The organism is Alcanivorax borkumensis SK2 (genome assembly GCF_000009365.1).
Classification (GTDB): Bacteria; Pseudomonadota; Gammaproteobacteria; order Pseudomonadales; family Alcanivoracaceae; genus Alcanivorax; species Alcanivorax borkumensis.
This window is the reverse complement of the sequence record NC_008260.1, coordinates 2,169,105-2,187,301: the sequence shown is the minus strand read 5'-3', so window position 1 is coordinate 2,187,301 and position 18,197 is coordinate 2,169,105. Positions and strand designations below refer to the sequence as shown.

Sequence of the window (18,197 nt, the reverse complement as noted above, 5' to 3'; positions counted from 1 at the left end):
TGGAATTGGCGCAGTTGATTGCGCAATAGGGAATCAAACTCAAAGGTATTGTGGCACTGCGGCTGTTAGGGCCCCTTGCTGGTATTCCCTATTTCCCAAATGTTGGGCTGCGGAAACTCTTTAGCGATTAAACAGGGGCGGAAGGGGACACTCAAGCAGGGCGGATACCGCGCGCAGCAGTTCTGCTTCCTGCACCTGGACTTTACCATCGGCCAGTACCAGATCCGCCGCAGCATCAATAACAGGCCCCTTGAGCAGCGGAGACAAGTCGGCCAGGCGCTCAATGGCGTTACTGAGCTTGTGGCTGCCACAATGTGTTAGGGGCAGCAAGGTGCGGCCAGCGGGCAGAAGCCCGTGGGTGCTGAGCTGGAATAGAGTACGTGCGTCTTTCTCGTCAGCGCCACTGGCCCAAGTCAGTACCGAGAACAGCAATTGCAGTTCTGCGGCCAGTGCGCCATAGCGGCGGAAGCGGGTGCGGCGATTCTTGCCGGATTGATCCCCGAGTTGCTGGCGGGCTAATCCCACTAGCGCCCATTCGAAAAAGCTGTAACGGTCGTCGACCTCAATCAATGCGGTCAGGTGAGTAAGGATCCGTGCCCGGTCAGTGGCGGGTAGCGGTTTAAGCGCCGGTAATGCTAAGTCAATTAACGGTAGCCGTAGACGGGAACCTTGGGCATGAATTTGCTTGCTTAGCGTGACTAAGGCGGGTCGTTGACCTGTGATATCTAATGCAGCCAACAGCGCTTCAGTGCTGCTATTTGACGCGCTAAGTATCAGGGCGTAGAGCACATTCTCTGCCGACTTGGGCGAGCGAGTTTGGCGTCGAAGATCGTCAGGAATGGTCTCCAACAAGCTACGGGCATAGCCCATATCGGGTTCGCTTACGGTGCCAATACGTTGTGAGGGGGCGGCTGGCGGGTTTTCGTTACGTGTGGGCTTAAGGCTGCCGCCGGCGAAGGCTGAGGCTCCTTGAGGAATCTCGGGGTTGCTGTGTGTGGCGGTGCTAAGGGTATTACGGGCTCGGCTACGGGCACGGGCCACCCAGTCGCTGCCTAGGGCGCGGAGTCGCTCGTCCAGTGGTGGATGGGTACCTAGCAGGTTGCGCCAGCGAAAACGTAACGTTTCGCCGAAACACATATGGCTCATGTCTTCTGCGTGGGGGCTGGTTAAGTGAGAGCCGTTGCCGTTGCGAATTTTAATCAGTGCACCGCCAATTCCTGCCGGGTTGCGGGTGAATTGCACGGCAGAGGCATCTGCCAACAGCTCCCGCTGCCGGGAGATGGCCGCTTTAATCAGGCGTCCGAAGAACAGCCCGACATAACCGACAACCATCAATGCCAGCCCGGCAAACACCAGCCCGCCACCGCCTTTGCGGTTAGAAGAAGAGCGGCGTTGGCCGCGAATCAGGTATTCGCCAACTTTTCCTAGTGCGAGAATGCCCGCAAGCACGGCCAGCAGGCGCAAGTTCAGGCGCATGTCGGCATTGAAAATATGGCTGAACTCATGGGCGATAACGCCTTGCAGCTCATCGCGATTGAGCTCGTTAAGTGTGCCCTGCGTCACCACCAGCACGGTTTCCGAGGGGCGGAAGCCTGCTACGAAAGCGTTAATGCCGCTTTCCTTGTCCAGCACATAGAGCTGGGGAGCGGGGATACCCGAGGCAATACTCATTTCCTCGACCACATTGATCAGCTTTTTTTCGCTGATGTCTACGCTATCCATGGGAATGTGGCGGGCACCGAGCATGTCCGCTAGGCCCTTACCACCGTTGCGCAGCTGCCAAAGTTTAATCAGACAGCCGAAGATCATAACCGCCAGGGTAAGGCCGGTAACCCAGTGGACGATGGGGTGTGCAAGCCATTGGTGAGCATGCACGATCTGGACGTTTCCCCAGAACAGCGTCAGCAACAAGGCCAGGTTGACACACACCACGATGGCGATGACCGCGAGGATGAAATACAGAACAAGCAGCCCGGTTTTGCGGCGGGCTCGTTCTTGGTGTTGAAAGAAATCCATGGCGAGGCCGGGTTAGAAACTGACGTTCACGGCCTTGCGTGCCTGCTCGGTCTCAATTTGTAGCAGCTTGGCTTCGCTAAAGCTGCCGAATAATCCGCCGATGAAGTTTTGTGGGAACTGCTCACGGTAGGTGTTGTAGTTCATTACCGCATCGTTGAATGCTTGGCGAGCAAACCCAATACGGTTTTCGGTGCTGCTCAGTTCTTCCATCAGCTGGGCCATGGTGTCGTTAGCCTTGAGATCCGGGTAGTTTTCGCTGAGAGCAAAGAAATTAGCCAGTGAGCCGGAGAGGAAGGATTCTGCTTTGCCCAGTTGAGCCACGGCATTGGCATCGTCCGGGTGTGCAGCGGCGGCTTTTTTGGCGCTAATCGCCTGGTTTCGCGCTTCGATTACCTGGGTTAGCGTTTCTTTTTCATGGCTCATGTAGCCTTTGGCCGTTTCCACCAGGTTGGGGATCAAATCGTGGCGGCGTTGCAGTTGCACGTCAATTTGGGCAAAGCCGTTCTTGAAACGGTTTTTCAGGGCGATAAGTCGGTTGTAGACGGCAATGATGTAAATGATGACGGCAATGATGATGCCGAAAAAAATCAGAGTGCCCATGCGGGTATTCCTTCCCCTGCGATGTTGTTGTTAGCCTATAACCTACTGCAAAAGTCGTAGAGTGGAAAGGCGTTGGCTTTGATTTGCTGCAGACGTTTGCCGTTAAGCTCTTACAGGAAGAAATTAATACTTGATTCCCCATTTTCGATAGAGGAAGCCCATGATCCAAGCTGGGCCGATCATCAGATACTGGATGTCTTCGAAAAACGAGGGTTTTTGGCCCTCAACTTTATGGCCCCAGAATTGGCCAATCCAGGCGAGAATGAAGACCACTAGTGAGAACAGCCAGACGCTAATGCCGGCGGCAGCGATGAGACTGAGGCCGGCCAGACAGAGCAAGCTAAAAGCCAGCATGCCCACAGCAATGGGTATGGATAGGCGGGCGTAGTAGAGTGTGACGAAGACCAGTGCTAAGCATGCCCAGAACCCTGTGAACAGGGGGGCGGGAAGAGCCCAGAGAAAGCCGACGATGGTAAAGAAGATCACCGGCACGCATAGGAAGTGTACTTTCTTGTTGGTAGGGTTTTGGTGGCTTTCGCCATAGGCGTTGAGCCAGTCATTCATGCTGCGGGTTGCCATGTTGTTTTCCCCTAGTTGGTATTCTATGGGGAAGAGTATAGCGCGGCAGGGCGCCGGTGCCTCCTCTGGGCTCCGGCACCTTGGCTTATGTGTGCCTCATGCGCCAAGCCAGGACGCGACATTGGCGGGCGTCACGGGCAGGTAGTGGTCTACCAGCAGGGCGGTAAACAGAGCGAACAAATAAGTAATTGAATAACCGAAGGTTTTCATTGGAAGTTTCGGGTCTTCAGAAAAACGCAGGCGTACTGCGTGATAGAGAAATACCAAGCCGAGGATCAACGCGCTGAGCAAATAAATCAGGTCGCTCATGCCGGTGAGGTAAGGCAGCAGCGTGCAGATAAACAGCAAGATGGTGTAGTAGAGCACCGATTCACGGGTAAACGGGATGCCATGGGTCACCGGTAACATGGGTATATCGGCCTTGGCATATTCATCGCGGCGATGGATGGCCAGCGCCCAGAAGTGTGGTGGGGTCCAAACGAAGATGATGAGCACTAGCAGCCAAGCGTAGGGGTGTGCTTCACCGGTGACGGCGGTCCAGCCCAGTAGCGGCGGGATGGCGCCCGCGATACCCCCAATCACGATGTTTTGCGGTGTAGCGCGTTTGAGATACAGGGTGTAAATAAAGGCATAGCCGACAAAGCCGAACAAGGTCAACCACGCCGTTAGCGGGTTCACCAGAAAGTACAGCATAATCATTGAGGCGGTTGCTAGCAGCACCGCAAAGGTGATGGCGGCTTTGGGGGTCAGCTTTCCGGCAACCAGAGGGCGCTTTTCGGTGCGCTTCATAATGGCGTCAATTTTCTGATCCATAATTTGGTTGATCGCGGCGGAGGCCATCATGGCCAGCGACAGCCCCACAAAGGCAGGGATGAAAGTGGCTAATGGCACCATGCCTGCCGGTTCGGTGGCTAGAAACATGCCCGCCACCGCGGTGACCATAAGCAGCATGACCACGCCGGGTTTAGTGAGGGCGAGATAGTCGCGCCAGTGGGTTCTCTCACTCATGACGGGGCTCCTTTTTGTTGTGACTTTGGTTCGCGTTTGCCGCATTTTACGTTTATGGCACGGATAAATAAGACCAGACTAGCTAACAGTAGCACTGCCACAAAATTATGCGCGACGGCCACATCCAGTGGCACAGCAAAGATGACGTTACTTAGCCCCAGCCCGATCTGTAGGGTGAGAAGGCCGGCAATCACCAGGGCAAAGTTTCGGAAAAATACGCTGCGGGCCCGCAACAGAATTTTCCCTACCAGTAAGAGGGCCAGCAGGGTAACGACCAGGGCGCCGAAACGGTGCATCACGTGGATGGTTGTGCGCGCTTCGTTATCTAAAACTCCGTACTCATAGTCCGGCTTGTCGTGTTCGTGCCCCCAAAAGATAAAGGCTTTCTCGAAATTTAGCCGTTCTTGCCAGCCTTCTTCACACACGGGCAGATCGGTGCAGGCCACGGCTGCATAGTTACTGGCGGTCCAGCCGCCCAGAGCGATCTGTAAAATAACCGCGGCTAGTGTTATTGATGCCAGAGGCTTGAGGGTGAGCACATCGCAGTCATTCAGAAAGCTTGGCCAGCGAAACACTCGGGCAGTGAGCAGTACCAACAGGGTGAAGGTGGTAAAACCGCCGAGCAGGTGCAGCATGACGATAGTGGGCTGCAGCCCCATGGTTACCGTCCACATGCCGAGAATGCCCTGAAAGATAACTAATGCCACCAGAAAGAGCGGTAGTTTCAGTGGTTGCTTTTCCCGTTTGCGATTAACGAATGACAGTGCAGCGATGATGATAATGACGAGGCCCAGGGTCGAGGCAAAATAGCGATGCACCATTTCTGGTACGGTTTTGTGCGCTTCGCGCAGGGTCCCGGGCGTGGTTTCGTTGGTGTTGGCCACGTGCTCAATGGCTTTGCGGACGTCCAGATGGCCATAACAGCCTGGCCAGTCCGGGCAGCCCAAGCCGGCATCGGATAGCCGAGTCCAGGCGCCGAGGGTGATCACGCCAGCAGCCAGAAGGACGGCCAGAATACAAAAGCGGCGCAGCCAGCGCTGTGATGCGGTGGGAGTTTGCATAATCAAGGGCCTGCTTAACCGATCAGTGACCCTTTAAGGGTCCGTTTGAGATCGACGCGGATGTTCTCCGCCTCTTCGAGGGTGGCATCCATGTTTTCGTGCGAGGGGTAACGCATGAAGATTTGGCCGTCCGGGCTGACCAAAAAAATATCGCCAATGGGGTGACTGGGCTCGGGGGCGTATACCGGTGCCAGAGCCCGCTTAACATCAGCAGCAGAGGCATGAATGGAAACCATGCCATCGACTTTATCGGTAAGGAAGGTTTGTAATTCGGTATTGGCGGGAGCGGTATGGAGAATCACCCTGCGCACACGCTGAGTATCTTCCCCTAGCGCGAGTCGTACCTGTTTTACTTGATAATAGAGCCCGTTTTTACAGCGCGTGTCACAACCTTCACCGGCCACATAAAGCAGTGTCCACTGGTTGCTCATATCATCGCGGTCATAGGGCTGCTGTTCGCTATCGGTGGCATGTAGAGCCGCCATATCGATATGCGGGATCAATAGTTGCCCTTTGTTGACCTTCGACAGCTCCGCGGGGTTTATCAGAAAGCGTCCGGCCAAAAAAAACAGGATAAAAGGAGCAATGATTGCCGCTAGGGTGGCAATGTTCTTGGTCCGTGGAGACATTACAATTCCTCTCGCGTCTTGCGTGCTTTACGCCTGTTTCGGAGTGCGGCGGCAACATATATCAGCAGAGCGGCCAGCGCCAGTGCGAACCATTGCAGCGCATAGGCCTTGTGTCGTTCCGGGCCCATTACGGTCACGTCCTGCCAGTGCCGGGGCAGTGGTACATTGTTGCCCAGCGCCAGTTCCGGAGTAACCCGGATTTCAAAGGGCGGTAATTCTACCCCAAGTCGTTCTCCAATAGCGTCAAAATCCACTTTTTGTACGCGCAATGGCCACTGATTGTTGGGCAATGGCATGTCCTTGAGCACAAAAACGTCCCGGGAGGGGCGATAAGCCGTTCCGTGGACGGTTTGGTTTCCCTCAATGGGGACGATCGTTGGTAGTGTGGCGCGGTCGTTTCCTCTCGCTAGCCAACCCCGGTTAATTAATACCCAGCGGCCCTCTCGGGTTTCAAAAGGAGTCAACAGGTGATAACCGGCCACGCCGTTGAGGGTACGGTTATCTAGGAGCACGTTGTGGGCGTTGTCGAAGTGACCGGTGATAGTGATGCGACGGTGCATAGGGTCAGTATCAGCTAGCAGGGTGGGCAGGTCGGCGGGTGGTAGGGTGGCCCGTTCGTTCTGTTCTGTTAGCCACAGGCGTTTTTCTTCAGCGCGTTCCAGCTGCCAAAAGGCCAGTCGCAAGCAGCTTGCGGCCACAATAAGGGTCGCTATGAGTGCGACCCAAGGTGCGCGGCGGTAAGAATGAGGCATGGTTGTCTGCCCTCGTGACAGCAGTAGCGCGGCGAAACGGGGATTGCTGTTTTATGTTGTCGCCTTGCTTTGTCGATAGTGTGTGCACAGTCAGGCTAGGCCATTACAATGCCTGCCTGACAATGGCGGCACATTGTACATAGCTGGCCGGGCTTTTCATCTGCCTGCGAGAAAGTCCCCTTTGTGTGCTTATTTAAGCTTTGATGTGTTTAAGGAGATAACGAGTATGTGGTGGGTAAAGCTGATTGTTGTGATTTTGTTGCTTGCGGCAGTGATCTCTCTGGGCCGCGCGCTCATGTCTTTGGTGAAAGGGCAGGGAAAAGAAGGTAAGACCATGCGAGCCCTGGCTTGGCGTGTGGGTTTTTCGGTGACGGTATTTTTGTTTATTTTGCTTAGCATGCATATGGGCTGGGTGCGGCCTCACGATGTGAACCCGACTCTGCGTTACGGTGAGCCGATTCAGCCCAGCGGTCAGCCTTCGCAAAACCCAGGAGAGTAAGGCTGCAGCGAAATGGTGCCGTGAAGCGCTGCTTGCCTTGTAAAAGGCCAGTAAAAAGGCTGCAGCCCATGGAACGAAGATAGTCAGGGGGGCTCGGATACAGTGGGCTCACCTTGAGTGAGTAGGAGGAGAAGGGCCAGTAAGGATGGCCAAGGAGCACGGATGCACTTCTCTTTTTATTCAGATTGCGCTCACCCCATTCAGGCTATGGTGGTGGCCAAGGTAAAGAGACGGCAGTGGACTGGATGGCCCCGTTTGCGTTGGTTTTGTTCGCATGATCGCACGGCCTGAACAGGCCATGTTGTTTGTGCGACGCATTCGTACAGGGCTTTCTCTTGTACGCTCCCGTGGCGCGTAACCACCTTTGCAGGGGGGGGGCGTCGGTTAAACGGTTGATTTTTTTTGCTTCTCCGGGAACCTTTGAATCAGCCTGCGGACTAATTCAGTAGGCAAAATATGTTTTCTCCTCTTAAGTAATATCAGGCAACCCTCGGGGCGCTCGGTCAAGCCGGCGCCCTTCTTTTTTAAGGGGGACTGTGTTTTTCTCCGGGTGTAGGTGCTGGACTCAGTCTTTGGATGGGCTAGGAGGCATGGGGAACGGGGAAACGTTGTTGCTACGCGCTTCACCGCGTGATTCGGTGATTTTGCCTACGCCTTCTTTTTCTACTTCATCAATACGGATCACCGTATGCATGGGGATGTATGACCGCAAAACCCCTGAAAATTCGCTCTTAAGCTTTTCTTCCGATGGATCGACCACTACACCGCTGCGCTCATCGAACAGAAACTCCTCCACCTCGATAAAGCCATGCAGGTCGCTTTGGTATATCTCTGAGGCATAAATTTCGTAGGTTTGTGCTTGGCTCTGGAATATGACGCGGTAGATGGGTCGTCGTTTGGGCATGGTAGAAAGAGACGCTAACTAGGAAAATAGAGCCGAAGTGTAGCATAGAGTGCGACTTTCGTACCTGCTTGAAGGGCTTGATAAACCCGACCTTTCGGCTGGACTTTGGCAATGCGAATGACTAAAGTTGGCGCCCATAAATGCAGTGGGACAATTTGCCACACCTCCGGCAATTCAATGAAGTTACTATGGCGGCAAATAGCTATTTGATTTTATTGGGTTTTGCCTCCTATGTGACACGCTAAACGGCCGCCCCCTTGGTCGAGTATGTCAATGGGGAAGGTCTGGTGACCGTTTCGCTGCATCAATCCTGAAACTCGCTTTCCAGGCGCCGGTAACGGCAAAGAACAAGCGTGCCTGTAATGGGGTAGCGCTGGGGAAAACAGGGAGCAAACGCATGCAGTCAACTCTGTTCCACCGCGCAGCGGTTGGTCTTACGTCACTGATGATCAGTGGCATGACCTTCGCTAGCGACTGGACCGAACGTTCCGATCTCGACCTGCGACCCGGGGTAACCCAGGCCAGCCAGGACGTTCAAGATCTTCACACCACCGTTCTCTGGATCGTGACCGTTATCGGTCTTATGGTCTGTGGCCTGATTCTGTTCTCGATGATTCGCCACCGTCGATCCAAAAACCCAAATCCTTCCACTTTCCATGAAAACGTGTTTTTCGAAGTGCTGTGGACAGTGATTCCCTTTGTCATCCTGATTGCCATGGCCGTACCGGCCACCCGGGTGCTGGTTCAGCTGGATGACACCGCTGAATCTGAACTGACGGTGAAGGTAACCGGTTATCGCTGGAAGTGGAGCTACGAGTATTTGACGTACGAAGATGACAACGATATCGGAGTCTCTTTCTTCTCTAACCTGGCTACGCCGCCGGAACAGTACAACAACCCGGTTCTTTCCGGTGGCCTGTTTCCTTACGGCACAGCGAAGGAGCTGGTCGGTAAAGAGGCTCCTGAGAAAGACCACAACTACAACTTGGAAGTGGATAACAAACTGCTTATCCCGTCTGGCCAAAAAGTGCGTTTCTTGGTGACTTCTGATGACGTAATCCATTCTTTTTGGGTGCCGGACTTCGGCGGCAAGAAAGATGCAATTCCAGGTTTCGTTAACGAGACCTGGGCTTTGGTTCCGGAAGGCAAAGAAGGCACTTACTACGGCCAGTGTGCTGAGTTGTGTGGTAAGAACCACGCCTTTATGCCGATTGCCGTAGAGGTAGTAACCCAGGACGAATTCAAGGCTTGGATTGCTGAAGAGAAAGAAAAAGCCGCTTCTGGGCCCGACCTGACACCGTTTGCTGATATCGATCAGGCGATGGAAGAAGGTAAGCAAGTTTATGCTGGTGCCTGTGCAATGTGTCACGGTGCTAATGGTGAAGGCGGTATCGGCTTGGCATTTGCTGGTACAGAGTTTGCCACCAATAACGAGCACCTGAACGAGCATATCGACGTGTTGGTGAATGGCCGTGCTGCCATGCCCAGCTTCAAGGCTCAACTGACACCTCGCCAGATTGCGGCGGTGATCACCTATGAGCGTAACGCTTTCGGCAACGATACCGGCGATCTGATTCAGCCCGCCGACGTTAACGACCACGAATAAGGGAGGGGATAGCAATGTCTACTGCAGCTGCAACCCATGATGATCATCACGATCACCACCACGCCCCGACCGGCCTGAAACGTTGGCTGTTCAGCACCAACCACAAAGATATCGGTACCTTGTACCTGTGGTTCAGCTTCGCCATGTTCCTGTCCGGCGGTTTCTTGGCCATGGTGATTCGTGCCGAGCTACTCGAGCCCGGCATGCAGTTCGTGGATCCGGAGTTCTTCAATCAGCTGACCACCGTGCACGGCTTGGCCATGGTATTTGGCGCGGTGATGCCTGCCACTGTTGGCTTAGCTAACTGGATGATTCCCTTGATGATTGGTGCGCCAGATATGGCGCTACCGCGGATGAATAACTGGTCTTTCTGGATTCTGCCTTTCGCTTTCACCATTCTGATTGGTTCAGTGGTGTTGAGTGCGTTCGGTGCCGGCAATCCTAGCGCTCCGAACTTTGGCTGGACCTTCTACGCGCCGTTGTCCACCAAGTACGGGCCGGCGTCCACCGATTTGTTCATTCTGTCGGTTCACATGATGGGTATCTCCTCCATCATGGGTGCTATCAACGTGGTGGTAACGGTCTTCAATATGCGTGCCCCTGGCATGACATTGATGAAGATGCCGCTGTTCGTATGGACTTGGCTAATCACTGCCTTCCTGCTGATCGCGGTCATTCCAGTTCTGGCCGGTGCGGTAACCATGATGCTGACGGACCGTCATTTCGGAACCAGCTTCTTCGATGCTGCCGGTGGTGGTGATCCAGTATTATTCCAGCACGTGTTTTGGTTCTTCGGGCATCCTGAAGTGTACATCATGATCCTGCCGAGCTTCGGTATCGTGTCAGCGATCATTCCGGCGTTTGCTCGCAAGCCGTTGTTCGGTTACGCCTCCATGGTGTACGCCACCGCGTCCATTGCCCTGTTGTCCTTCGTGGTATGGGCCCACCACATGTTCACTGTAGGTATGCCGTTGGCGGGCACCTTATTCTTCATGTACATGACCATGTTGATCTCTGTGCCTACCGGCGTGAAGGTGTTCAACTGGGTGGCCACCATGTGGCGCGGATCTATGACCTTCGAACTGCCAATGAAGTGGGCGATTGCCTTTGTGGTGTTGTTTACCTGCGGCGGTCTGTCCGGTTTGATGCTGGCGATTACCCCGGTAGACTTCCAGTATCATGATACCTATTTCGTGGTGGCGCATTTCCACTACGTATTGGTGACTGGCGCGATCTTCTCCATTTACGCTGCTGCCTATTATTGGCTGCCGAAGTGGTCTGGCATCATGCCTAACAAAACCCTGGGTGAACTACACTTTTGGAACTCCTTGATTTCCGCCAACCTGCTGTTCTTCCCCATGCACTTTGTGGGCTTGGCGGGTATGCCGCGTCGTTACGCTGACTACGCGCTGCAGTTTGCGGACTACAACTTCTGGATTTCCATTGGTGGCTTCTGGTTCGGCTTGTCGCAGCTGTTTTTCTTGGCGGTGGCTGTGCTGTGTGCCCTGAAGAAAGGCGAGAAAGCCCCGGCTAAACCATGGGAAGGTGCGGAAGGTCTGGAATGGGAAGTGCCGTCTCCGGCGCCGTTCCATACCTTTGAGACCCCGCCGGTGGTGAAGTAACAGAAACTGACGGAGGAGCACCATGGGCGACGAGCAGCTCAGTGTTGAACAGCGCAATAAGCGCACGCTGAAAAAGCTGTTGATCTGGGCGGTGGCCATGTTTGGCTTCGCTTTCCTTATGGTGCCCTTTTATAACGTTATCTGTGATGTCACCGGGCTGAATGGAAAAACATCCAGTACTGCTGCCACTCAAGTGCCAGAAAATGTGGTGGCAGACCGCACTGTGACAGTGGAATTTATTACCCAGAAGGGGGGTGGGATCAGTGGAGAGTTCTCTTCTGAGACCAAGCGAGTAAAGGTGCATCCGGGGGAAATTACACTGGTGCATTTTTTTGCAAGCAACCCGACTTCATCGGATATGATTACCCAAAGCATCCCGTCAGTAACACCGGGGGAAGCGGCTCGATACCTGCATAAGACCCAGTGTTTCTGCTTCGATCAGCAGACGCTGCTAGCGGGTGAGCGCAAGGATATGCCGATGATTTTTTATCTGGATCCAGAAATTCCCAGTCACATTAATCAATTCACTCTGTCATACACGATCTTCGATGTGACAGAGCGGGTCGCCGGTAAAAACAACAGCGTGGCTGTGAACTAGAACAGCCGGTTGTAGAGGAGATTTTTTAATGGCTACTGAAAAATACTACGTTCCAGAGAGCAGCCCTTGGCCGTTGACGGCTTCCATAGGTTTGTTCATGACCGCTATCGGCGGTGCGCATTTTATTCAGCAGAGCACCATGGCGGATATGGAGCCTAGCTTCATTGGTAAACCGCTATTCTTCCTAGGCCTGACCTGGTTGCTGGTAGTGATCGCCCTGTGGTGGCGTGACACTATTAAGGAGTCCGTCGGTGGCCTGCACAGCAATCAGTTGGGCGGTTCCTACCGTCAGGGCATGCTGTGGTTTATCTTTTCTGAGGTAATGTTCTTTGCGGCCTTCTTTGGCGCTATGTTCTACACCCGTTGGCTGATCCTGCCTTGGTTGTCTGGGGAAGGCAGCAACGCCATGACCCACGAACTGCTATGGCCGAACTTTCAAGCCATGTGGCCGCTGACTGTGACCCCTGCGGGTGATACCACACAAGCCATGGGCGCATGGGGCTTGCCAGCGATCAACACGGCTATCCTGTTGGTGTCCTCTGTAACCCTGACAATCGCTCACCACGCCTTGTTAGAAGGCAAGCGTGGCACTGTGATTGCCTTCCAGGCGGCTACAGTGATCCTCGGTGTGATCTTCCTGTTCTTGCAGGTGGAAGAATATATTCATGCTTATACCGAGCTCGGATTGACGTTGGATGCGGGTATCTACGGCAGCCTGTTCTTCCTGCTCACTGGGTTCCATGGTGCGCACGTAACCATCGGTACCATCTTCTTATTCGTGACCTTGCTGCGTGTGATCAAGGGCCACTTTGATGAAGAGAATAACTTTGCCTGGGAAGCCGGTGCCTGGTATTGGCACTTTGTGGACGTGGTGTGGTTGTTCTTGTTTATTACGGTGTATTGGTTGTAATCGGCGGCGCTGCACGCGCCACGCGATAAGTAACACGTAAAAAGCCGCGCTTCGAAAGAAGCGCGGCTTTTTTGTTTGAAAGTTTAATGCTGTATTCAGGGCATCGGCGTTTCGGACGACGAGACGGCATTTACCTGAGTGGACCTCAACGAAGCCCGAATACATCAATGATTGTCTGAGTCGCATCAATCACCCGAACCACCTCATTATCGATGATGACGTCGCTGACACCGTCAATATGACGAATGCCGCTGTATGAAGGTAATCGCTCGCTGTTGTAGTAGAGCGTGTCGGGAAGGTATTGGCCTTTCTGCAGTTTCTTTTGCCAACCTGGCGGCAACTCGCCGCCTCGGGCCATTTTCTTCTGCAAGCCAGGAGGCAGGGCGTCAAACTCACGCTGGCTCAAACGTTGACGAAGGACCTCACGCTCGCGAGAGCTGTAGCGATATTCGGAATAATCACGGCGGTTATCCACCAACTGAACATGAGTGCGAGTATCGCGCTGGCCATTCTCCCAAGGCGGGCGAGCTTCGGCAAAAGTGGAAATTGCGCTAAGGCCAAGCAGGGCAGTAAGAGTAAAGACGGAAGCCGTTTTCATATGGGTCCCCTTTGTCGAAAGAGTATGGGTACCAGTATGGCGATGGAATGTGCAAAAAACGCGTAGGGATCATCAAAAACGGTTAAAGCTCAGAAGCTGGAAGGCGTCGCAGACGCCAAGTACTCGCCTCTTTACTGGTCTGTCTGCGACAGATTTGAAGCTGTGTTTTACTTATGAATTCGTCATTGGTTAGGCGGCATTAGCCGTTCATTCAGCCATTGGCCAATATCCCGAATTTGCTCTAGGCAGACCATGTGCTCCATAGGATAGCTTTTGTATTGTGGTGAGTAACCCAGCTCACTCAGGGTGGCTGCGGCTCGTTGGCCTAATTGCTCAGGAACCACCGGATCCATGCTGCCGTGGCAAATCATAACCGGCAGTGTGGCGTTGGCATCGCTGGGTATTACCGGCATGGCCATATAGGTGGACAGGGTGAGCAGGCCGGCAAGGGGTTTGGGGTAGCGCAAAGCGGCTTGATAGGCAACGGCGCCACCCTGAGAAAAACCGGCGATGATGATCCGTTTGCTGGGGATGCCTCGGGCGATTTCTCGCTCGATTAGCATCTCCACCGCTCTGGCAGATGCCAGTACTCCTGCCTCGTCAACTTTGCGATCGATATCCATGGCGAGAATATCGTACCAGGCAGGCATGACCATGCCGCCATTGACGGTAACGGGGATTTGCGGTGCGTGAGGAAACACAAACCGTACGGCTAAATCTGCCGGCAGCTGCAGCTCAGGCACAATAGGTTCGAAATCGTGGCCACTGGCACCTAGGCCGTGCAGCCAGATAACGCTGGCGGTGGCTTCTGTGGCGGGTTCGATTTCAACAAAACGTAATAGCTCGCTCATGGTTAATCTCCTCCCGCGACAATGATGCGTACGGCTTCAAGCTGACAACGGGCTTCGTCGAGGCATTTTTCCAGCGCCTGGGTTTGGTCTTCCAGTGCGTCGATTTCTGCGTGCCTTACCGCCGGGTTTTTGGCTTGCAGCGCTTTAAGGCGAGCCAGCTCATGGGCCTGTTTCTCGCGCATTTTTTGCTGGGCAGCGGTGATGATACTTTCTGCCTCCTGACTGGCGCTAATGTCATCGGCTTTGAGCAGTTTTTCCAGCAAGGCCTTTTGGCTGCCGACAATTTTGCGGCTCAGCGGCTTATCCATTTTGTGGCATTGCTGGCTTAAACCGTCGTGACTGATCGCCTGGCTGATATTTTTGCCATTGGCATCAAGAAGGTGACGGATCACCGTGGTGGGTAAAAAGCGATCTGCCTGAAGATGTTTCGGGGCGACAGCATCTACGGTGTAAATAGCTTCGATAAGCAGTGTGCCGGCTTTGATTTTGGGGTTTTTCAGCAGGCTAACAGCCGCTTTACCACGATGCTCAGTGAGCATCATTTCCAAGCTGCCAGTAACCATGGGGTGCTCCCAGGTGAGAAACTGCATGTCGTCCCGTGCCAATGCGGTGGCACGGTTATCGGTCATGGTGACCCCTTCTTCTGGCAGGGAGGGAAAGGCATCACGCATGTGGGGGCCGGGTTTGAGTATCACTGCGGTATCGGAGTGATCTTCCTGTTCGACACCATAACGATCAAAGATGCGTTGCATGAAAGGCAGTGGGCTGTCCTCATCTGCGGCAATCAAATCGGAGATCAGGGTTTCTGCGCGCTCACCATCAAATGAGCTCAGCTCCAGCAGGCGGTCACGCCCGGTTTCAAGCAGTGTGTGTAGCTCGGTGGTAATGGCGCGTGTATCGTCCACCAGTGCTTCGATGGCAGTGTATTCCGGGTCACCGGTAAGCAGAGGCTCTAGTGCGTCGCGGCTCCGCAGGTAAATATCGTGGCCAGCCGGGTTGGTGTGCTCGAACGCGTTCATGCCCTCGTGGTACCAGCGGAACAGTACTTCCTGAGCGTGTTGCTCGAAGTAGGGCACGTGAATCTGGATGTCGTCGGTTTGGCCGATACGGTCCAAGCGGCCGATACGCTGTTCGAGCAGATCAGGGTTTAGGGGTAAATCCAGCAGGACTAGATGATGAGCGAACTGGAAGTTACGGCCTTCAGAGCCGATCTCCGAGCAAATCAGTGCTTGGGCGCCATCAAAGTCGTCGGCAAAGAAAGCGGCGGCCCGGTCGCGTTCGATCAGGTCCATATCTTCATGGAACATGGCCACGTTCATGCCTAGCTTGTAGTTGCAGTGGGCATGCAGGTCGGTGGCGGTATTCTTGCTAGCACAGATCACCAGTACCTTGTCGTGGCGATGCTGTTTAAAAAAGTTTTCCAGCCAAGTGACGCGAGGGTCCAAGGTGCACCAACGATCATCGTGGAACAGGGTTTCCGGGTGCAAATGGCCGTCAATTTCTTCGTCGCTGTCGTATTTGTACTCGTCTGGCAGCGTAAGAGGGATGCCGTGTACGTGACGTGCCGGGAAGCCGGCAATGTTGTGGCGGGTGTTACGGAACATGACGCGGCCGGGGCCTGAGCGATCCAGCAGTTCTGCTTGAATCGCTTCGCGGTTGCTTTCGTCAATGTCCATGTCTGGTAGTAGGGCCACGGCTTCCTGCTTGAGTGCCTCATCCCATTTGGATTCATCGTGCAGTCGGCCGGCCAGCGCTGCCACGTCTTGATAATGGGCTTGTTCTTCCTTGAAAGCCTCTAGGCTGGGGTAGCGTTCCGGGTCGAGCAGGCGTAATCGAGCATAGTGGCTTTCAAGACCGAGCTGTTCCGGGGTAGCGGTAAGCAGCAGTAGGCCTCGGGCTTGCTTGGCAATGGTTTCCACGCGCTGGTAATCGTCGCTGGCCTGTTGTGCTGACCATTCCAGGTGGTGAGCTTCGTCGACCACCAGCAAGTCCCAATCGGCAGCTGCCAGTTGCTCAATGTCGCACTCGCTTAGAAAGTCCGTGCTGCACAAAATCAGCTGTTCACTGAGGAAGGGATTGTCGTCACCGCTGGCGGCGCTGAGATTGCTGGCCGCTTCGTCAGCGCCGTCGTTCGGGGAGTTTTCCTCTTCAATAATCTGCGCCAGCATGTCTTTGATACTGGTTTCTGGCTGCAGAGCGTTCAGGCGTTCAGCATCAAAAATGGAAAAATGCAGATTGAAACGGCGCACCATTTCCACAAACCATTGGTGGACCAGGGGCGATGGTACGACCACCAGCACTCGTTTGGCACGACCAGTGAGCAACTGTTGATGCAGGATCAGCCCTGCTTCAATAGTTTTTCCCAAGCCGACTTCGTCGGCAAGCAAAACCCGGGGGGCAAAGCGATTAGCCACTTGGTCAGCGATGTATAGCTGATGACCAATCAGATCAATGCGAGGGCCCCGTAGCCCTTTAATGGCAGATTGCTGTTGGCGGCAATGGGCATTGAGTGAATCAATACGCAGCTCGAACCAGCGGTTGGAGGAAAGCTGGTTGGATAACAGGCGGTCTAAGGCTGCGGTCAGTCGTAGGGTATGGCCAAGATTGGTCTCAGGTACCGGCTGGATATCCTCCGGGCTGCCGTCCTTGGGGTGGGCCATGTAGATCTTGAGTCCATTAAGCTCGTTAACGTCGGTGACCACTAGCTCCATTTCATCGGCGGTGCGAATGGTATCGCCGCTGTCAAAGGTGACCCTGGACAAGGGGGCATTGTTCTTTGCGTAGGTGCGTTCTTCCTCTACCGCCGGGTATTCCACGGTGACCAGTCGGTAATCCAATTCCTTGATGATGCCTAGGCCCAGCTCAGTTTCGGATTCGCTCAGCCAGCGCTGGCCGGGAATAAAGTCAGTCATTGTTGCTGCCGGTGATTACTTGGGAGGCGAATTATACGGGTTTGTACGCCCCCCTTCGATGGGTGAATCCGATTTCATGGGCAACGGTACAGCCATGAGCCTAACGATCGACTGATCGGGGGTTTGTTGCCCGTTGGGCGGCGGTATTTATGTTGGCCAATCGAAAACGGGCAAGCAAAATTTGCGGTATGCTCTAGCGACGATTGGATCTCACGGTGATGAGCGAATGGGCGATATTCTGCCGTTCAAGAAACCGCAAAAGAAAACGCCGAATAGAGGCATGTGCCAGCACGGGTTCCACAGGTGGTTGATCTGTAAGGAAAAGCAGTTTGATGTGAAGCAAGGAAAACTGGTGACGGTATACCGTTGTGAGCGCTGCGGAAAAGAAAAAGTGAAGACGCACTAATCGGGTAAATGTGCATGCTTGAAATGCGATCTAGCTGTGAAATATGTCAGTGCACCTTGGCCGCCGATGAGCAAGCGTATATTTGCTCCTACGAATGCACCTTTTGTGTCGATTGCTGCACCATTCATGCTTGCCGATGTCCGAATTATCTAGGGGAATTGGTAAAGCGGCCCCGCCGGCAGAAGGCCAGCAATGACAGCCCTTGAAGAAAGGGCGCTTGCGGGAAGTTTAAGCGTATAACTTGCCGGTGAATGAGTGGCAGCCAGAGAGTGCTAACGGGTTAGAGGTGTGGGTGACGGCGTTAGGGGAGAGGGCGAGTTTCTACCCGCCATTAGCTCAGGTGTTACAGGCGGCGGGTTTCAAAGAAGGTGGCGTTGCTCACTCAAATGCCGGTAGCGCTGAATGGGCTGGGGCGTTCATCAGCGCGCGAGTGCAATCTGTATTGTTGAATGCCAGGACGTTGGGGCCATGCCGAGCAATTCCGCTAGGCCCGCCCTCGGTGCGGCAGGGGAGAACCGCACTGTCGATTGGCATCAACGACACAGATAATAAGGCGTGTTCATAGCCCTCGTTTTGCATTCATTTCCGAGCGCCTACTATCGCGAAAAAATACGTAGGGCATGAATCCAAGCATCCTTGCTATCGC

At 54.1% G+C, this 18,197-nt stretch carries 18 protein-coding genes; 7 read left to right on the top strand and 11 right to left on the bottom strand.

Going from position 1 to position 18,197, the window contains the following annotated elements; translation table 11 throughout:
• Window positions 1-120 precede the first annotated feature (120 nt).
• The 7 genes from ABO_RS09830 to ABO_RS09800 form a co-directional block, all read right to left on the bottom strand.
• The gene (locus tag ABO_RS09830; protein ID WP_011589188.1) at window positions 121-2,016 is read right to left on the bottom strand and encodes a M48 family metallopeptidase; all 1,896 of its coding nucleotides are present in this window, start codon (window positions 2,014-2,016) and stop codon (window positions 121-123) included.
• A 12-nt stretch (window positions 2,017-2,028) separates the two neighbouring features.
• Window positions 2,029-2,616: a LemA family protein gene (locus ABO_RS09825; protein WP_011589187.1), complete on the bottom strand. Its 588-nt coding sequence runs from the start codon at window positions 2,614-2,616 to the stop codon at window positions 2,029-2,031.
• 123 nt (window positions 2,617-2,739) lie between these two features.
• A complete protein-coding gene (locus ABO_RS09820; RefSeq protein ID WP_011589186.1) occupies window positions 2,740-3,195 on the bottom strand; it encodes a DUF962 domain-containing protein in 456 nt (151 codons plus the stop codon).
• Between the two features lie 96 nt (window positions 3,196-3,291).
• Window positions 3,292-4,203 (bottom strand): heme o synthase, encoded by a 912-nt coding sequence (gene cyoE / locus ABO_RS09815; RefSeq protein WP_011589185.1) that lies wholly within the window; start codon window positions 4,201-4,203, stop codon window positions 3,292-3,294.
• Complete coding sequence (locus tag ABO_RS09810) at window positions 4,200-5,264, bottom strand: COX15/CtaA family protein (RefSeq protein ID WP_041705004.1); 1,065 nt, start codon at window positions 5,262-5,264, stop codon at window positions 4,200-4,202. Before ABO_RS09810 ends, cyoE begins: the two co-directional genes overlap by 4 nt.
• A 14-nt stretch (window positions 5,265-5,278) precedes the next feature.
• Window positions 5,279-5,893 (bottom strand): hypothetical protein, encoded by a 615-nt coding sequence (locus ABO_RS09805; protein ID WP_011589183.1) that lies wholly within the window; start codon window positions 5,891-5,893, stop codon window positions 5,279-5,281.
• Complete coding sequence (locus ABO_RS09800; RefSeq protein WP_011589182.1) at window positions 5,893-6,645, bottom strand: SURF1 family protein; 753 nt, start codon at window positions 6,643-6,645, stop codon at window positions 5,893-5,895. Before ABO_RS09800 ends, ABO_RS09805 begins: the two co-directional genes overlap by 1 nt.
• A 226-nt stretch (window positions 6,646-6,871) precedes the next feature.
• Here ABO_RS09800 and ABO_RS09795 point away from each other — a divergent pair, with 226 nt between their 5' ends.
• On the top strand, window positions 6,872-7,144 hold the full coding sequence (locus ABO_RS09795) for a twin transmembrane helix small protein (RefSeq protein WP_011589181.1): 273 nt from the start codon (window positions 6,872-6,874) through the stop codon (window positions 7,142-7,144).
• Between the two features lie 565 nt (window positions 7,145-7,709).
• Here ABO_RS09795 and ABO_RS09790 read toward each other — a convergent pair.
• Window positions 7,710-8,048 (bottom strand): DUF1820 family protein, encoded by a 339-nt coding sequence (locus ABO_RS09790; RefSeq protein WP_011589180.1) that lies wholly within the window; start codon window positions 8,046-8,048, stop codon window positions 7,710-7,712.
• Between the two features lie 397 nt (window positions 8,049-8,445).
• Here ABO_RS09790 and coxB point away from each other — a divergent pair, with 397 nt between their 5' ends.
• Genes coxB through ABO_RS09770 form a run of 4 tightly spaced genes read left to right on the top strand, consistent with a single transcriptional unit; the run spans window position 8,446 to window position 12,784 of the window.
• The gene (gene coxB, locus ABO_RS09785; protein ID WP_011589179.1) at window positions 8,446-9,654 is read left to right on the top strand and encodes a cytochrome c oxidase subunit II; all 1,209 of its coding nucleotides are present in this window, start codon (window positions 8,446-8,448) and stop codon (window positions 9,652-9,654) included.
• A gap of 14 nt (window positions 9,655-9,668) precedes the next feature.
• Window positions 9,669-11,276, top strand: coding sequence for a cytochrome c oxidase subunit I (ctaD, locus tag ABO_RS09780; RefSeq protein WP_011589178.1), 1,608 nt, complete (start codon window positions 9,669-9,671; stop codon window positions 11,274-11,276).
• A gap of 22 nt (window positions 11,277-11,298) precedes the next feature.
• A complete protein-coding gene (locus ABO_RS09775) occupies window positions 11,299-11,874 on the top strand; it encodes a cytochrome c oxidase assembly protein (RefSeq protein WP_011589177.1) in 576 nt (191 codons plus the stop codon).
• A gap of 28 nt (window positions 11,875-11,902) precedes the next feature.
• Complete coding sequence (locus ABO_RS09770; protein ID WP_011589176.1) at window positions 11,903-12,784, top strand: cytochrome c oxidase subunit 3; 882 nt, start codon at window positions 11,903-11,905, stop codon at window positions 12,782-12,784.
• A gap of 145 nt (window positions 12,785-12,929) precedes the next feature.
• Here ABO_RS09770 and ABO_RS09765 read toward each other — a convergent pair whose 3' ends face one another.
• From ABO_RS09765 to rapA, 3 genes are all read right to left on the bottom strand, one after another.
• Window positions 12,930-13,382 carry a hypothetical protein gene (locus ABO_RS09765; protein WP_011589175.1) on the bottom strand — a complete coding sequence of 151 codons (453 nt, stop codon included), beginning with the start codon at window positions 13,380-13,382 and terminating at the stop codon, window positions 12,930-12,932.
• Window positions 13,383-13,564: 182 nt separating this feature from the next.
• Window positions 13,565-14,233: an alpha/beta hydrolase gene (locus ABO_RS09760; protein WP_011589174.1), complete on the bottom strand. Its 669-nt coding sequence runs from the start codon at window positions 14,231-14,233 to the stop codon at window positions 13,565-13,567.
• Window positions 14,234-14,235: 2 nt separating this feature from the next.
• The gene (gene rapA / locus ABO_RS09755) at window positions 14,236-17,145 is read right to left on the bottom strand and encodes an RNA polymerase-associated protein RapA (protein ID WP_011589173.1); all 2,910 of its coding nucleotides are present in this window, start codon (window positions 17,143-17,145) and stop codon (window positions 14,236-14,238) included.
• Window positions 17,146-17,371: 226 nt separating this feature from the next.
• Here rapA and ABO_RS09750 point away from each other — a divergent pair, with 226 nt between their 5' ends.
• Window positions 17,372-17,551, top strand: a complete 180-nt coding sequence (locus tag ABO_RS09750; protein WP_035461419.1) for a hypothetical protein — start codon at window positions 17,372-17,374, stop codon at window positions 17,549-17,551.
• Between the two features lie 8 nt (window positions 17,552-17,559).
• A complete protein-coding gene (locus ABO_RS14275) occupies window positions 17,560-17,757 on the top strand; it encodes a DUF1272 domain-containing protein (protein ID WP_332370058.1) in 198 nt (65 codons plus the stop codon).
• Window positions 17,758-18,197: the final 440 nt, after the last annotated feature.

Coding starts and splice junctions, on each gene's coding strand:
- ABO_RS09830 (WP_011589188.1), bottom strand. CDS start 2,016: ATGGATTTCTTTCAACACCAAGAACGAGCCCGCCGCAAAACCGGGCTG.
- ABO_RS09825 (WP_011589187.1), bottom strand. CDS start 2,616: ATGGGCACTCTGATTTTTTTCGGCATCATCATTGCCGTCATCATTTAC.
- ABO_RS09820 (WP_011589186.1), bottom strand. CDS start 3,195: ATGGCAACCCGCAGCATGAATGACTGGCTCAACGCCTATGGCGAAAGC.
- cyoE (WP_011589185.1), bottom strand. CDS start 4,203: ATGAGTGAGAGAACCCACTGGCGCGACTATCTCGCCCTCACTAAACCC.
- ABO_RS09810 (WP_041705004.1), bottom strand. CDS start 5,264: ATGCAAACTCCCACCGCATCACAGCGCTGGCTGCGCCGCTTTTGTATT.
- ABO_RS09805 (WP_011589183.1), bottom strand. CDS start 5,893: ATGTCTCCACGGACCAAGAACATTGCCACCCTAGCGGCAATCATTGCT.
- ABO_RS09800 (WP_011589182.1), bottom strand. CDS start 6,645: ATGCCTCATTCTTACCGCCGCGCACCTTGGGTCGCACTCATAGCGACC.
- ABO_RS09795 (WP_011589181.1), top strand. CDS start 6,872: ATGTGGTGGGTAAAGCTGATTGTTGTGATTTTGTTGCTTGCGGCAGTG.
- ABO_RS09790 (WP_011589180.1), bottom strand. CDS start 8,048: ATGCCCAAACGACGACCCATCTACCGCGTCATATTCCAGAGCCAAGCA.
- coxB (WP_011589179.1), top strand. CDS start 8,446: ATGCAGTCAACTCTGTTCCACCGCGCAGCGGTTGGTCTTACGTCACTG.
- ctaD (WP_011589178.1), top strand. CDS start 9,669: ATGTCTACTGCAGCTGCAACCCATGATGATCATCACGATCACCACCAC.
- ABO_RS09775 (WP_011589177.1), top strand. CDS start 11,299: ATGGGCGACGAGCAGCTCAGTGTTGAACAGCGCAATAAGCGCACGCTG.
- ABO_RS09770 (WP_011589176.1), top strand. CDS start 11,903: ATGGCTACTGAAAAATACTACGTTCCAGAGAGCAGCCCTTGGCCGTTG.
- ABO_RS09765 (WP_011589175.1), bottom strand. CDS start 13,382: ATGAAAACGGCTTCCGTCTTTACTCTTACTGCCCTGCTTGGCCTTAGC.
- ABO_RS09760 (WP_011589174.1), bottom strand. CDS start 14,233: ATGAGCGAGCTATTACGTTTTGTTGAAATCGAACCCGCCACAGAAGCC.
- rapA (WP_011589173.1), bottom strand. CDS start 17,145: ATGACTGACTTTATTCCCGGCCAGCGCTGGCTGAGCGAATCCGAAACT.
- ABO_RS09750 (WP_035461419.1), top strand. CDS start 17,372: ATGGGCGATATTCTGCCGTTCAAGAAACCGCAAAAGAAAACGCCGAAT.
- ABO_RS14275 (WP_332370058.1), top strand. CDS start 17,560: ATGTGCATGCTTGAAATGCGATCTAGCTGTGAAATATGTCAGTGCACC.